Below are 13,400 nucleotides of genomic sequence, written 5' to 3'. Positions count from 1 at the left end.
GTCGAGGGAGTTCGCCGGCGGCAGTAGAGTCGGACGAGTGGCACCCTCCGACGACCTCAGCACCCACCGCTCCTCCGGCCTGATCTATGCCGTCTCGGCCTACGTACTCTGGGGCATCCTGCCCATCTACTTCCTGGCGCTGGCACCCGCCGGCGCGTGGGAGATCGTCGCCTGGCGAGTGATCTTCTCGCTGGCGTTCTGCGCAATCGCGCTGACGGTCACCCGCTCCTGGAGTCGCTTCGGCGCGTTGCTGACAGACCGGCGTGTGCTGTTCACGATGGGCCTCGCGGGCCTGTTCATCTACGTCAACTGGCAGACGTACGTGCTGGCCACGGTGAGTGGTCACGTCGTCGAGGCCGCGCTCGGCTACTTCATCAACCCGATCGTCACGGTCTTTCTCGGTGTGCTGGTCCAGCGCGAGCGCCTTCGCGTCGCGCAGTGGGTGGCGGTGGGTGTCAGCATCGTCGCCGTCATCGTGCTCGCGGTCGGGTACGGATCCGTGCCGTGGATCGCACTCATCCTGGCCTTTTCGTTCGGATTCTACGGCCTCATCAAGAAGCGCGTCGGCGGCCGAGTGGATGCGCTCTCCGGCCTGACGCTCGAGACGATGTGGCTGACGCCGGTGGCGGTCATCCAGCTGGTGGTCGTCAGCGTCACGGTGGGGCTGACGATCGGAAGCGCTGGGCCCTGGCACGCCGTGCTGCTGGTCGGCGCGGGCGTCATCACGGCCGTCCCGCTGCTCTTCTTCGCCGCGGCCTCCCGCCGCCTGCCGCTGGTCTACATGGGCTTCATCCAGTACTTCGCCCCGTTCATTCAGTTCGTCGTCGGGGTCGCGGTGCTGCACGAGGCGATGCCGCCGGAGCGGTGGGTCGGGTTCGCGATCGTCTGGCTGGCGCTGCTCATCCTGAGCGTCGACATGATCGTCGCCGCGCGCCAGGGCAAGAGGGCCGCAGAGCTCGATCTGGCGCCGGTCGATTAGCTCAGGATCGGCGGAATACCCGCCCAGGTTCTGCCGTTACCATTGAGCATCCACAGTCGCGCATCTTCTTGTTAGGGGTGAAATGGATCAGCCCGATCCGTTCGGTTTCATCGGTTTGACCTACGACGACGTCATGCTCCTTCCCGGGCATACCGACGTCATCCCGAGCGAGGCGGACACCTCGACTCGTCTCACCAAGCGGATCTCGATGGCGACCCCGTTGCTGTCGAGCGCGATGGATACCGTGACCGAGTCGCGCATGGCGGTCGCCATGGCGCGCCAGGGCGGCATCGGCATCATCCACCGCAACCTCTCCATCGAAGACCAGGCGGCGCACGTCGATAAGGTGAAGCGCTCCGAGTCGGGCATGATCACCAACCCGGTGACGACCACGCCCGAGGCGACGGTCGAAGAAGTGGACGCGCTGTGCGGCCAGTTCCGCGTCAGCGGCCTGCCCGTGATCGAGCCGGACGGCACCCTCGTCGGCATCATCACCAACCGCGACATGCGCTTCGTCTCGCCGTTCGAGCGGTCGACCACCAAGGTCCGGGATGTGATGACGCGCCAGCCGCTGATCACCGCACCCGTCGGCATCGACCCGGACTCCGCGGTCGCCATCTTCGCCGAGCACAAGATCGAGAAGCTTCCGCTCGTGGACATCGACGGCAAGCTGCGGGGCCTGATCACGGTCAAGGACTTCGACAAGAGCGAGAAGTACCCCGACGCCACGAAGGACGACGAGGGCCGCCTGCGCGTCGGTGCTGCGATCGGCTTCTTCGGCGACGCCTGGGACCGCGCCATGACCCTGGTCGACGCGGGCGTCGACGTCATCGTCGTCGACACGGCGAACGGCGACAGTGCGGGCGTGCTCGACATCATCCGCCGCCTCAAGCATGAGCCGCGCGCGTCGCATGTCGACGTGATCGGCGGCAACGTGGCCACCCGCTCGGGCGCGCAGGCGCTTATCGACGCTGGTGCCGACGCCATCAAGGTCGGCGTGGGCCCCGGCTCGATCTGCACCACGCGCGTCGTCGCCGGTGTCGGCGTGCCGCAGGTCACCGCGGTGTACGAGGCGTCCCTCGCCGCGCGTGAGGCGGGCGTTCCGCTCATCGCGGACGGCGGCCTCCAGTACTCGGGCGACATCGCCAAGGCACTCGTCGCCGGCGCTGACAGCGTCATGCTCGGGTCCCTGCTGGCCGGAACCTCCGAGTCCCCCGGTGAGCTGGTCTTCGTCAACGGCAAGCAGTTTAAGAACTACCGCGGAATGGGGTCGCTCGGCGCCCTCCAGACGCGCGGCAAGAAGACCTCCTACTCGCGCGACCGCTACTTCCAGGCGGATGTGCCGAGCGACGAGCAGCTGATCGCCGAGGGCATCGAGGGGCAGGTGCCGTTCCGGGGCCCGCTCTCGGCCGTCGCGTACCAGCTCGTCGGTGGCCTTCGTCAGTCGATGTTCTACGTCGGCGCGCGGACCATCCCGGAGCTCAAGTCGCGCGGCAAGTTCGTCCGCATCACCGCGGCCGGGCTCAAGGAGTCGCACCCGCACGACGTGCAGATGGTCGTCGAGGCCCCCAACTACCGCCGCTGACCCCGCCGCGTTACGACTGCGGTCGTTCGTCACGTCTGCCGGTGCTCGCCGCACCGCAGACGTCACGAACGGCCGCAGTCGCCGTTTCAGCGGCGCGTTTCAGCGGCGCACGAGCTCCGCGATCCGGTCGAGGGCGTCCGTGAGGACCTCGGGGGAGCACGCGAAGTTCAGCCGCACGAAGCCCGCGCCCTGCGCGCCGAAGTCCAATCCCGGGTTCACGGCCACGCGTGCTTCCTCCAAGATCCGGGCGGCCGGGTCGTCGCCCCAGCCCAGTTCCCGGAAGTCGAGCCAGGCCAGGTAGCTGGCGTGCGGCTCCCGGTACCGGACATGCGGGAGCCGATCGGTCAGCAGCAGTGCGAGCAGAGCGCGATTGGACTCGATCGCCGCGAGTGCGCCGTCCAGCCACTCCTGCCCGGAGCGGTAGGCGGCCTCGGTCGCGATGCGTCCGAACAGGCTGGTGCGCACCTCCACCTCGATCGGCAGCGCGTGGATGCGCTCCGCCTGCTCCGGGGACGCGGCCACGAACAGCGCGCATTTCAGCCCAGCGAGATTCCAGGCCTTGCTGGCGGCGTGCGCGGCGACGCCGATGCGCCGCGCATCATCCGACACGGACAGGAACGGCGTGAACGTCGCCTCCGAGTGCACCAGCGGAGCGTGGACCTCGTCGCTGACCACCGACACGCCGTGATGCGCTGCCAGCGCGGCCACCGCCTCCAACTCGGCCCGTGGATGCACCAGCCCGAGCGGATTGTGCGGGTTGCACAGCAGGAAGGCCTTCGCGCCGCCGGCGAAGGCGCGCTCGAGCCCGGCGAGGTCGAGCGCCCAACCGGTGCCGTCGGTCCCCCCTTCGAGGAGCGGCACCTCTTCGACGACGCCACCGGCTTCGGGGATGAAGTCGAAGAACGGCGGGTAGACCGGGGGCGTGATGACGACCCGGTCGCCTGGCTCGATCAGCATCCGCAGCGACTCGACGATGACCACCCCGACATCCGTCGTCGTGCGCGTCCGGGCCGGGTCGACATCCCACCCCCACCGGCGCTGCGCGTACTCGGTGAAGGCGCGCTGCGTGTGGTCGTCGGGCCCGATGTAGCCGGTGTCGCTCCGGTCGATCGCCGCGTGCAGCGCCTCGGCGACGGGAGGCGCCAGCGGATAGTCCATCTCGGCGACGAACAGCGGGAGCACATCGTCGGGATACGCACGCCACTTCTCGCTGGTGCGCAGGCGCAGGCGGTTGAGGGATTCGGCTTCGACGGTCACCCCACCACTGTCCCACCTTCGCCGCCGACTGGCCCACTGTCATCCGGCACTGGCCCGCACCGCGTCGCGGCCTAGACTGAAACGCGTGAGTATGGAGATCGAGATCGGGCGCGCCAAGCGCGCCCGCCGTGTGTACGCCTTCGACGACATCGCGGTGGTTCCCAGCCGTCGCACCCGTGACCCGGAAGACGTCTCGGTTTCGTGGACCATCGACGCGTATCAGTTCGACATCCCCTTCCTCGCCGCCCCGATGGACTCGGTGGTCTCGCCGACCACGGCCATCATGATGGGCCAGCTGGGCGGTGTCGGCGTGCTCGACCTCGAAGGCGTGTGGACCCGCTACGAGGACCCGGAGCCGCTGCTGGCCGAGATCCGCGAGCTCCCCGCCGAGCGGGCTACCGCTCGCATGCAGGAGATCTACTCCGAGCCCATCAAGCCTGAGCTGGTGACCCGGCGCCTCGCCGAGATCCGCGAGGGTGGGGTGACCGTGGCCGGCGCCCTGTCGCCCCAGCGCACGCAGGAGCTCTACGAGACGGTGGTGGCGGCCGGTGTCGACCTCTTCGTCATCCGCGGCACGACCGTGTCCGCCGAGCACGTCTCGAAGAACGTCGAGCCGCTCAACCTCAAGAAGTTCATCTACGAGCTGGATGTACCCGTCATCGTGGGCGGGGCCGCCACCTACACCGCGGCGCTGCACCTGATGCGCACCGGCGCGGCCGGAGTGCTGGTCGGCTTCGGCGGCGGGGCCGCATCCACCACCCGGTCGACGCTCGGCATCCACGCTCCGATGGCGACCGCGGTCGCCGACGTCGCCGGCGCACGCCGCGACTACATGGACGAGTCCGGCGGGCGCTACGTGCACGTCATCGCGGACGGCGGCCTCGGCAGCTCCGGCGACATCGTCAAGGCGATCGCTTGCGGGGCGGACGCCGTGATGCTGGGCACCACGCTCGCCCGCGCCACCGACGCACCCGGCGGCGGCTGGCACTGGGGCGCCGAGGCGCACCACTCTCAGCTGCCGCGCGGCAACCGCGTCGCCGTCGGGCAGGTCGCCCCGCTCGAGGAGATTCTGTACGGGCCGGCACCGGTCGCGGAGGGCTCTGCGAATCTCGTGGGAGCTTTGCGACGGAGCATGGCGACGACGGGATACTCGGACCTGAAGGAGTTCCAGCGCGTCGAAGTCGTCGTCGCGCCCTACCGAACGCAGTAGGACCAGTTGCCGGCCGTCGGCGGTCGGGGAGGGAGAGAACGATGACCGTTACTCAGTCGGCTCCGGGCGGCGATAGGCACGCCACGCCAGCTTCCAACCCGGCGGTGACGTATCCGTCACGGCTCGGCCCCGCTGAACGCGCGGCCGCGATAGCGGCGCTGAAGGACACCGAGCTCGACATCCTCGTCGTGGGTGGCGGCATCGTCGGTGCCGGCTCCGCGGTCGATGCGGCGACGCGCGGCCTGACCGTCGGCCTGCTGGAGGCGCGCGACTTCGCCTCCGGCACCTCCAGCCGGTCGTCCAAGCTCGTGCACGGCGGCATCCGGTACCTCGAGCAGCTCGACTTCCGGCTGGTCCGGGAGGCGCTGATCGAGCGCGGCCTCCTGCTGCAGCGGATCGCACCGCACCTCGTGAAGCCCGTGCGCTTCCTCTACCCGCTGCACAAGCGGATCTACGAGCGCTTCTACATCGGCGCCGGGATGATGCTCTACGACATCTTCTCGTACAGCGGTGGACGCCCTCCCGGGGTCCCGCACCACCGTCACCTCAGCAAGCGTCAGGTGCTCAACGCCATCCCGTCGATGAACAAGGACGCCCTGATCGGCGGCATCACGTACTACGACGCACAGGTGGATGACGCGCGTTACGTCGCCAACCTGGTCCGCACGGCGGCGCACTACGGCGCGCACGTCGCATCGCGCGTTCGGGTCGAAGGTTTCATCAAGGTCGGCGAGCGCGTCGTCGGGGTGCGCGCGCACGACCTGGAGACCGACGAGCGCTTCGACATCCGGGCCAAGCAGGTCGTCAACGCCACCGGGGTGTGGACCGACGACACGCAGTCGATGGTGGGGGAGCGCGGCCAGTTCAAGGTGCGTGCGTCCAAGGGCATCCATCTGGTCGTCCCCCGGGACCGGTTCCAGTCGAAGATGGGCCTCATCCTCCGCACCGAGAAGAGCGTGCTGTTCGTCATCCCGTGGGGTCGGCACTGGCTGATCGGCACGACCGACACCGACTGGCACCTCGACAAGGCGCATCCGGCGGCCACGGCCGCGGACATCGACTACCTGCTGGCGCACGTCAACGAGGTGTTGAACGTCCCGCTGACGCGAGAAGACGTCGAAGGCGTGTACGCCGGTCTTCGCCCACTGCTCGCGGGCGAGTCCGAGCAGACGTCCAAGCTGTCGCGCGAGCATCTGGTCGCCCACTCGGTACCCGGCCTCGTCGTGATCGCGGGCGGCAAGTGGACCACCTACCGCGTGATGGCGAAGGACGCGGTGGATGCGGCGGTCAGCGCGCTCGACGGCAAGATCCCCGCCTCCGCGACCGCGGACATCGCGCTGGTCGGCGCCGAGGGCTACCAGGCCGCGTGGAACCGCCGGAGCCGGATCGCTCAGGAGTCCGGGATGCACGTAGCCCGGATCGAGCATCTGCTGAACCGCTACGGCACGTTCGCGGAAGACATCCTCGCCCTCATCCGTGAGGACCCGTCGCTGGCCGATGCGCTGCCCGGTGCCGACGACTACGTCGGTGCCGAGGTCGTCTACGCCGCGACGCACGAGGGAGCGCTTCACCTGGAGGATGTGCTCGCCCGACGCACCCGCATCTCCATCGAGGCGTGGGACCGCGGAGCGTCTGCCGCGCCGGTCGCGGCGTCCCTCCTGGCGCGAGTCCACGGCTGGGACAAGGAACGCGAGGAGCGCGAAGTGGGCACCTACCTCCGGCGGGTCGAGGCCGAGCGCGCCAGCCAGCTGCAGCCCGACGACGAATCGGCGGACCGCATCCGGCTCGAGGCTCCGGACATCGTCGAGGAGGACGCGGCCGCGGCCAAGCATCTCGCACCGAAGGCCGGATCGTCGAAAGCCGGCACTCCGACCAGTGCCGACAAGGCGCCCAAGGAGGTCAACGGTGCGGGCGGAGAGGACGCCCCGGCGACCGACGGCTGAGCACGGCTGAGAACTACCGCAAAGGGCCCTCCCGGGCGCACGATCCCGGGAGGGCCCTCGCGCGCCTCCGGTAGGCTGGAAGCTCACCCCCCTTATGCCGGCGAACCCGGCGGATGGAGACGGATGATGGTTGACGTTCGACGGGTCAAGCTGCCCGGGGTCGGGGTGCTGCACACCTTCGTGACGGACGATGGCGGCAAAGTCGGCGTCATCGCACACCGGTCCGGTCACAGCGACCTCATCACCTTCTCGGACCACGAGGACGGCAGCGACGTCACCAAGGTGTCGCTCCGGCTCAACGACGACGAGGCCCACACCCTCGCCGAGCTGCTTGGCGGCACGCAGATCACCGAGACGCTCACCGCGCTCGACCAGATCCCGGGCCTGAGCATCGACTGGTTCACCGTCGACTACGACGACCACATCGCGGGTCAGCAACTGGGCGCGCCCGGCGACCGCGGCTTCGTCGGCCTCACCGTCGTGGCCGTCGTGCGCGGGGACTCCGCCAATCCCGCCCCCGCGCCCGACTTCAAGGTCTTCCCCGGCGACACGCTCGTCGTCGCCGGAACCCCCGAGAAGGTCGCCAAGGCGTTCTCGTTCTTCCGCACGGGCTCGGTCGCTCCGCGCCCCAGCGCCGACGCTCCGCCCGGAGGCTGATCGACGATGCATCTCGGCGAAGACCTCATCGTTCTCGGAATCCTGCTGCTCGTCGCCTACGTGCTGGGGCGCCTGGGCAGGCTGGTGAGTCTCCCCGCGATCCCCATCTACATGATCGTCGGGCTGCTGGCGAGCCCGCACACGGGATGGTTCCCGCTCAACTTCGAGAGCCACTACATCGAGCTCATCGCGATCTTCGGGCTCATCCTGCTCTTGTTCAATCTGGGCCTGGAGTTCGACCAGGACGAGTTCTTCGGCAACTTCGGCAAGCTGATCGTCTCCGGCGGCTCCTACATCGTCATCAACATGGGCGTCGGCCTGATCTTCGGCTTCATGGTCGGCTGGGGGACGCGAGAGGCGCTCATCATCGCGGGTATGACCGCGACCTCGTCCTCGGCGATCGTGACGAAGCTGCTGATCGAGCTGCGGCGGCTGGCGAACACCGAGACGCCGATGATCCTGGGCGTTACGGTCGTGGAGGACATCTTCATCGCCATCTACCTGGCAATCGTGTCCGTGGTGCTGAGCGGCGAGACGGACTTCTGGCCGGTGGTCGGCAAGCTCGCCATCGCCTTCGCGTTCCTGGTGGTGATGTTCACCATCGCCCGCTGGGGCGGCCGGTTCGTCTCGCGGCTGTTCCGTACCAAGGACGACGAACTGTTCACCATCCTGTTCTTCGGCTTCGCGGTGCTGTTCGCCGGGATCGGGGAGTTTCTGGGCGTGACGGACGCGATCGGCGCGTTCCTGATCGGCCTCGTGCTTGGAGCGACCAAGTACCGAAACAAGATCGAGCACATCGCCACGCCACTGCGCGACGTGTTCGCGGCGTTCTTCTTCCTCAACTTCGGGCTCGCGCTGAATCCCGCGCTGTTCCCATCGGTCCTGGTGCCGGTGCTCATCGCCGTCGGTATGACGATCGTGCTGAACATCGGGGCGGGCCAGTTCGTCGCCTGGATCAACGGGATGGGCGTGCAGGCCGGGATCAACACCACGGTCATCCTGCAGAACCGCGGCGAGTTCGCCCTCATCCTTGCCACGCTGTCGTTGTCGGCCGGACTGGATGCGCGCATCCAGCCGTTCGCGGGGCTGTACGTCCTGATCATGGCCGTGCTCGGCCCGATCCTCGCAGCGAACTCCGAGAAGATCGGTGCGATGATCCTACGGTCCGGCCGGAGAAGCCGACGCGAACGGAAGAAGAAGGCGCCCGATCCCATGCTCGACGAGGAAATCGCGCTCGTGGAGGCCGCGACCGCCGACTCCGACCCGGACGCCGCGCGCGATACCGTCGACCGGATGGTCGAGCGCGCCATGCAGCAGGACACCAGCGGGGAACGGGAACGGGACTGACCATCGACACGACCACGAGAGGGTCTGCGCCTGCGGGCGAAACCACCCTCTTCCAGATGATGCTGCGCCCGCGCTGGATCGGCGCGCTCGTGTTCGCGCTGTTGCTGGCCGCCGGATTCGCCTGGCTCGGCCAGTGGCAGCTGGAGCGTGCTGTGGAGTCGGGTAAGGCGGTCGAGGCGCCCACGGAGACCGTCCTGCCGCTCGCCGGGGTCGCGGGGCCGGGCTCGCCACTGCGCGACACCGCGGTGGGACAGCTCGTCGAGTTCTCCGGTACGTTCGTCCCCCAGGACTACCAGCTGCTGCACGGCCGCCTGAACCACGGGAAGAGCGGCTGGTGGGTGGTCGGCCACGTCACCATCGAGGGGGCCGACGGGCGGCCGGTCGCGCTCGCCGTCGCTCGCGGATGGGCCCCCGACGAGGCCACCGCTAAGGCCTCGCTGGCCCGGCTGGCAGAGCAACCAGCGAAGCCCCAGCCGCTCGTCGGGCGCATCCTGCCGGATGAGCAGCCCGATCTACCGGACGACAAACAGAAGGATCCGACCGGGATGAAGAGTCTCGGGGTCGGGCAGCTCTACAACCTGTGGACAGGCGTCGACGGGGTGGACGTGTACGCCGCGTACGTGGTCGAACGCGGTGCTCCGGACGGGCTCGTGCAGATCGATTCGCCCCCGCCGATCGCGCAGACCGAGCTGAACTGGCTCAACATCTTCTACGCCGCCGAGTGGATCATCTTCGCCGGGTTCGCGGTGTTCCTCTGGTATCGCCTGGTGAAGGATGCCAAGGAGAAAGAGGACGAGCTGCGTGAGCTGGAGGCGCAGGAAGCTGCCGCCGCAGGGAACGTAGAATAGACCCATGCCCCTCGCTCCCAAGCTCGAAGACTTCCCGAAGATCCGCGGGGCGCTCCGGTTCTACCAGGTGTTCGCCTACGTCACCGGCATCATGCTGCTCCTGCTGTGCGCCGAGATGGTCGTCAAGTACGGTCTCGGGTACGAGCTCTTCGCGTTCAGCAACTACGGTGTGCTGACGTTCGTCCCCGTGCAGACCGCGGTCGCGCCGACCGGCATCGACCTGAGCACGGGCATCCTGATCGCACACGGCTGGCTCTACGTCGTGTACCTCATCTCCGACTTCCGCCTGTGGACCTTGATGCGCTGGCCCTTCTCGAAGTTCGTCATGATCGCCCTCGGTGGCGTCGTGCCGTTCCTCTCCTTCTTCGTGGAGGCGCGCATCACCAAGCAGGTGAAGTCGTACCTGGCCAGCCGCGAGGCTGAAGCCCTGACCCTCGCGGAGGCGACAAATTAGCGGAGATTCGATGACCGACATGCTGGGCGGGGCAGACTCCGCCAATCCCTCCGGGCCCGTGCTCGTCGTCGACTTCGGGGCGCAGTACGCGCAGCTGATCGCTCGACGGGTCCGCGAGGCCAACGTCTATTCGGAGATCGTCCCGCACACCGTCACGGCATCCGAGATCGCCGCCAAGCGGCCGTCCGGCATCGTGCTCTCCGGCGGGCCTTCCAGCGTGTACGAGGAAGGCGCCCCGCAGCTCGACGAGGCCATCTTCGAGCTCGGCGTTCCTGTGCTCGGCATCTGCTACGGCTTCCAGGTGATGGCGACAGCGCTCGGCGGTGAGGTCGCGAAGACCGGCCAGCGCGAGTACGGTTCGACCGCGGTTCGGATCTCCGACGCGGGCGTCCTGCTCGACGGTCAGCCGGAGGAGCAGACCGCGTGGATGAGCCACGGCGACTCGGTGGCGCGTGCACCCGAGGGCTTCGAGGTGCTCGCCTCCACCGAGGGCACACCGGTCGCGGCCTTCGCCAACGATGAGCGCAGACTGTACGGCGTCCAGTGGCACCCGGAGGTCAAGCACTCCACCTACGGCCAGGCCGTGCTCGAGAACTTCCTGCACCGTGCCGCGGGCATCCCGGCGGACTGGAACAGCGGCAATGTCATCGCTGACCAGGTGGCGGCGATCCGGGCGCAGGTCGGGTCCGGCCGCGTCATCTGCGGGCTGTCGGGAGGCGTCGACTCCGCCGTCGCTGCGGCACTGGTCCACAAGGCGGTCGGCGATCAGCTGGTGTGCGTCTTCGTCGACCACGGGCTCCTCCGCCAAGACGAGGCGCGGCAGGTCGAGGTCGACTACGTGGCCTCGACGGGCGTCCGGCTCGTCACCGTGAACGCGCAGGAGCAGTTCCTGAATGCGCTCGCCGGCGTCAGCGACCCGGAGACCAAGCGCAAGATCATCGGCCGCGAGTTCATCCGCGTCTTCGAGCAGGCGCAGGCCGACCTGATCGCCGAGGCCGCCGATGAGGGCGACCCGATCCGCTTCCTCGTCCAGGGCACGCTGTACCCGGACGTCGTGGAGTCGGGCGGCGGGACGGGTGCGGCGAACATCAAGAGCCACCACAACGTCGGAGGCCTGCCGGAGGATTTGCAGTTCGAGCTCGTCGAGCCGTTGCGGACCCTGTTCAAGGACGAGGTGCGCGCGATCGGACGCGAGCTCGGCCTTCCCGAGGAGATCGTCGGGCGTCAGCCGTTCCCCGGTCCGGGGCTCGGCATCCGTATCGTCGGCGAGGTCACCCAGGAGCGGCTGGACCTGCTGCGGGAGGCCGACGCCATCGTGCGCGCCGAGCTCACCACCGCGGGCCTCGACGCCGAGATCTGGCAGTGCCCGGTCGTGCTGCTCGCGGATGTCCGGTCGGTGGGCGTGCAGGGCGACGGGCGCACCTATGGTCACCCGATCGTGCTGCGGCCGGTCTCCAGCGAAGACGCCATGACCGCCGACTGGACCCGCCTTCCGTACGACCTGCTGGCCAAGATCTCGAATCGGATCACGAACGAGGTCGACGGTGTGAACCGCGTCGTTCTCGATGTCACGTCGAAGCCGCCGGGAACCATCGAGTGGGAGTGACCTCCCGCTGACGGCAGAAGGCCCGGGATGCTCTGTGAGCGATGCTCTGTGAGCGTCCCGGGCCTTCTGCCGTTGCGGGCTGTGCGTCAGTCGCGCGCGATGGCGAGCATCCGCAGGATCTCGAGGTACAGCCAGATCACGGTGACCATGATTCCGAAGGCGCCGGACCAGCCGTAGATGCGGGGAGCCCGGTTCGCGACGCCCTGCTTGATGGCGTCGAAGTCGAGCACGAGCGAGTAGGCGCCGAGGAGCACGACCAGCAGACCGATGATGAGGCCCAGCTTGATGCCGGTGTTGCCCAGCTCGACGCTGTTCAGACCGAACGCGCCGTTGGTCGCGCCCGTCCACATGAGGACGACGTTGACCAGCGAGTAGGCCAGGTAGCCGAACATCGCGATCAGGAAGATCTTGGTCGCCTTGGCCGAGGCGCGGACCTTGCCGGAGGCGAACAGCGCCAGGGTGACGCCCACGACGGCGAAGGTCGCGATGACCGCCTGGATGACGATGCCCGACCACTGGGATTCGAAGAACATCGAGATGGCGCCGAGGAAGATGCCCTGCGCCGCCGAGTAGCCGAGGATCAGCGCGGGGACCGGGCGGCGCTTGAAGATGTTGACCAGCGCCAGCACGAAGCCGACGATCGCCGCCGGGATCGCGAGGACGGGAACGAACCAACCGACCGCCGCGCCCGCGAGCAGCAGGACGAAGCAGATCGCCGTCTTGACGATCGAGTCTTCGACCGTCATACGGTCGGTGTCGACGGCGGTCGCCGACGGCGACTGGTACATCTGCTCCAGGTTCTCGGCGGTGGCCGTCGCGGCCTGGCCGTTGCTGGAGAACGCCGGGTTCGTGGAGAAGGCCGGGTTACTGAGTGCCATGAGCTCCTCGTTCTATGGGGACCGGGTACGGTCGTCTGTACCTAATCTACGGGGTTCTTTTCTGAGAGTTCTGACAGATTGCCATGAATCGAGCCGGATGGCGCCCCATCGCGCCGCCCAGGCGGCCACGACGATGATCACACTGCTCGTCAGGATCGTGACCCAGCCCTGCTGGTAGTCCCACACGAGCAGCGGGACGATCACGCTCCAGGCGATCGGGAGAGCGAGGACGGCGAACACCGGGAGCGGCCGGAGGCGTACGAGGAGCCAGGCGGCGAGCGGGACCGCGTAACACCACGCGAAGCCGGAACCGCCCAGCATGAGCCACGAGAAGCCCAGCACCGGCAGCGCCACCGCGACGCGGCGGCCGATCGTGGACGGGAGGACGGCCCATCCGGCCGGCTGCATGAGCGAGCCCACCAGAAGGAGCGGGAGGCTGTACGTCGTGGTGCCGAGGATGCAGGCGGTGCCGACGACGATCATGGCGAGGCCGGTCAGCAGCCGGGCGCGGTAGCCGCCCCACCGGAGAGGCAGCTGCGAGGCGGGCTCGATCCAGTGAGCGGTAGGCGTGGTCGGCTGGGCGGGCACTCGACGATTCTGGCACTCCGCGCCGTGTGCCGTCGTGACGTCGCCGAT

The 13,400-nt window shown here is 68.4% G+C and carries 12 protein-coding genes; 9 read left to right on the top strand and 3 right to left on the bottom strand.

All coding sequences use genetic code 11. From position 1 onward, the window contains the following. The first annotated feature begins 37 nt into the window (after positions 1 to 37). Both rarD and guaB read left to right on the top strand, forming a co-directional pair. Positions 38 to 979 carry an EamA family transporter RarD gene (rarD, locus tag AB4Y74_RS12705; protein WP_441799435.1) on the top strand — a complete coding sequence of 314 codons (942 nt, stop codon included), beginning with the start codon at positions 38 to 40 and terminating at the stop codon, positions 977 to 979. Between the two features lie 82 nt (positions 980 to 1,061). Next, positions 1,062 to 2,564, top strand: a complete 1,503-nt coding sequence (gene guaB / locus AB4Y74_RS12700; protein ID WP_441799434.1) for an IMP dehydrogenase — start codon at positions 1,062 to 1,064, stop codon at positions 2,562 to 2,564. Positions 2,565 to 2,663: 99 nt separating this feature from the next. Here guaB and AB4Y74_RS12695 read toward each other — a convergent pair whose 3' ends face one another. Continuing rightward, the gene (locus tag AB4Y74_RS12695) at positions 2,664 to 3,821 is read right to left on the bottom strand and encodes a MalY/PatB family protein (RefSeq protein WP_441799433.1); all 1,158 of its coding nucleotides are present in this window, start codon (positions 3,819 to 3,821) and stop codon (positions 2,664 to 2,666) included. 91 nt (positions 3,822 to 3,912) lie between these two features. Here AB4Y74_RS12695 and AB4Y74_RS12690 point away from each other — a divergent pair, with 91 nt between their 5' ends. The 7 genes from AB4Y74_RS12690 (at position 3,913) to guaA (ending at position 11,886) form a co-directional block, all read left to right on the top strand. Next, positions 3,913 to 5,031 carry a GuaB3 family IMP dehydrogenase-related protein gene (locus AB4Y74_RS12690; protein ID WP_441800452.1) on the top strand — a complete coding sequence of 373 codons (1,119 nt, stop codon included), beginning with the start codon at positions 3,913 to 3,915 and terminating at the stop codon, positions 5,029 to 5,031. Between the two features lie 104 nt (positions 5,032 to 5,135). Then, positions 5,136 to 6,974 (top strand): glycerol-3-phosphate dehydrogenase/oxidase, encoded by a 1,839-nt coding sequence (locus AB4Y74_RS12685; RefSeq protein ID WP_441799432.1) that lies wholly within the window; start codon positions 5,136 to 5,138, stop codon positions 6,972 to 6,974. A 126-nt stretch (positions 6,975 to 7,100) separates the two neighbouring features. After that, positions 7,101 to 7,631: a cation:proton antiporter regulatory subunit gene (locus tag AB4Y74_RS12680; RefSeq protein ID WP_441799431.1), complete on the top strand. Its 531-nt coding sequence runs from the start codon at positions 7,101 to 7,103 to the stop codon at positions 7,629 to 7,631. 6 nt (positions 7,632 to 7,637) lie between these two features. Then, positions 7,638 to 8,978, top strand: a complete 1,341-nt coding sequence (locus tag AB4Y74_RS12675) for a cation:proton antiporter (RefSeq protein WP_441799430.1) — start codon at positions 7,638 to 7,640, stop codon at positions 8,976 to 8,978. 56 nt (positions 8,979 to 9,034) lie between these two features. Next, positions 9,035 to 9,826, top strand: a complete 792-nt coding sequence (locus AB4Y74_RS12670; protein WP_441799429.1) for an SURF1 family protein — start codon at positions 9,035 to 9,037, stop codon at positions 9,824 to 9,826. A 4-nt stretch (positions 9,827 to 9,830) separates the two neighbouring features. Beyond that, positions 9,831 to 10,280: a DUF3817 domain-containing protein gene (locus AB4Y74_RS12665; RefSeq protein ID WP_441799428.1), complete on the top strand. Its 450-nt coding sequence runs from the start codon at positions 9,831 to 9,833 to the stop codon at positions 10,278 to 10,280. A 19-nt stretch (positions 10,281 to 10,299) separates the two neighbouring features. Beyond that, positions 10,300 to 11,886 (top strand): glutamine-hydrolyzing GMP synthase, encoded by a 1,587-nt coding sequence (gene guaA / locus AB4Y74_RS12660; RefSeq protein ID WP_441800451.1) that lies wholly within the window; start codon positions 10,300 to 10,302, stop codon positions 11,884 to 11,886. Positions 11,887 to 11,972: 86 nt separating this feature from the next. Here the strand turns inward: guaA and AB4Y74_RS12655 are convergent, their stop codons facing one another. After that, positions 11,973 to 12,764: a Bax inhibitor-1/YccA family protein gene (locus tag AB4Y74_RS12655; RefSeq protein WP_441799427.1), complete on the bottom strand. Its 792-nt coding sequence runs from the start codon at positions 12,762 to 12,764 to the stop codon at positions 11,973 to 11,975. A gap of 12 nt (positions 12,765 to 12,776) precedes the next feature. Further along, positions 12,777 to 13,352: a hypothetical protein gene (locus tag AB4Y74_RS12650; RefSeq protein WP_441799426.1), complete on the bottom strand. Its 576-nt coding sequence runs from the start codon at positions 13,350 to 13,352 to the stop codon at positions 12,777 to 12,779. Positions 13,353 to 13,400 lie beyond the last annotated feature (48 nt).

The sequence above is a fragment of the Leifsonia sp. RAF41 genome, assembly GCF_052114085.1.
GTDB lineage: Bacteria > Actinomycetota > Actinomycetes > Actinomycetales > Microbacteriaceae > Leifsonia.
The sequence above is the reverse complement of the archived record's forward strand: the minus strand, read 5'-3'. Positions and strand labels throughout refer to the sequence as shown.

What these genes read in the sequence shown, in the direction of transcription:
- guaB (WP_441799434.1), top strand. Translation starts at nt 1,062, where the DNA reads ATGGATCAGCCCGATCCGTTCGGTTTCATCGGTTTGACCTACGACGAC.
- AB4Y74_RS12690 (WP_441800452.1), top strand. Translation starts at nt 3,913, where the DNA reads ATGGAGATCGAGATCGGGCGCGCCAAGCGCGCCCGCCGTGTGTACGCC.
- AB4Y74_RS12680 (WP_441799431.1), top strand. Translation starts at nt 7,101, where the DNA reads ATGGTTGACGTTCGACGGGTCAAGCTGCCCGGGGTCGGGGTGCTGCAC.
- AB4Y74_RS12675 (WP_441799430.1), top strand. Translation starts at nt 7,638, where the DNA reads ATGCATCTCGGCGAAGACCTCATCGTTCTCGGAATCCTGCTGCTCGTC.
- AB4Y74_RS12670 (WP_441799429.1), top strand. Translation starts at nt 9,035, where the DNA reads ATGATGCTGCGCCCGCGCTGGATCGGCGCGCTCGTGTTCGCGCTGTTG.
- AB4Y74_RS12665 (WP_441799428.1), top strand. Translation starts at nt 9,831, where the DNA reads ATGCCCCTCGCTCCCAAGCTCGAAGACTTCCCGAAGATCCGCGGGGCG.
- guaA (WP_441800451.1), top strand. Translation starts at nt 10,300, where the DNA reads ATGCTGGGCGGGGCAGACTCCGCCAATCCCTCCGGGCCCGTGCTCGTC.
- AB4Y74_RS12655 (WP_441799427.1), bottom strand. Translation starts at nt 12,764, where the DNA reads ATGGCACTCAGTAACCCGGCCTTCTCCACGAACCCGGCGTTCTCCAGC.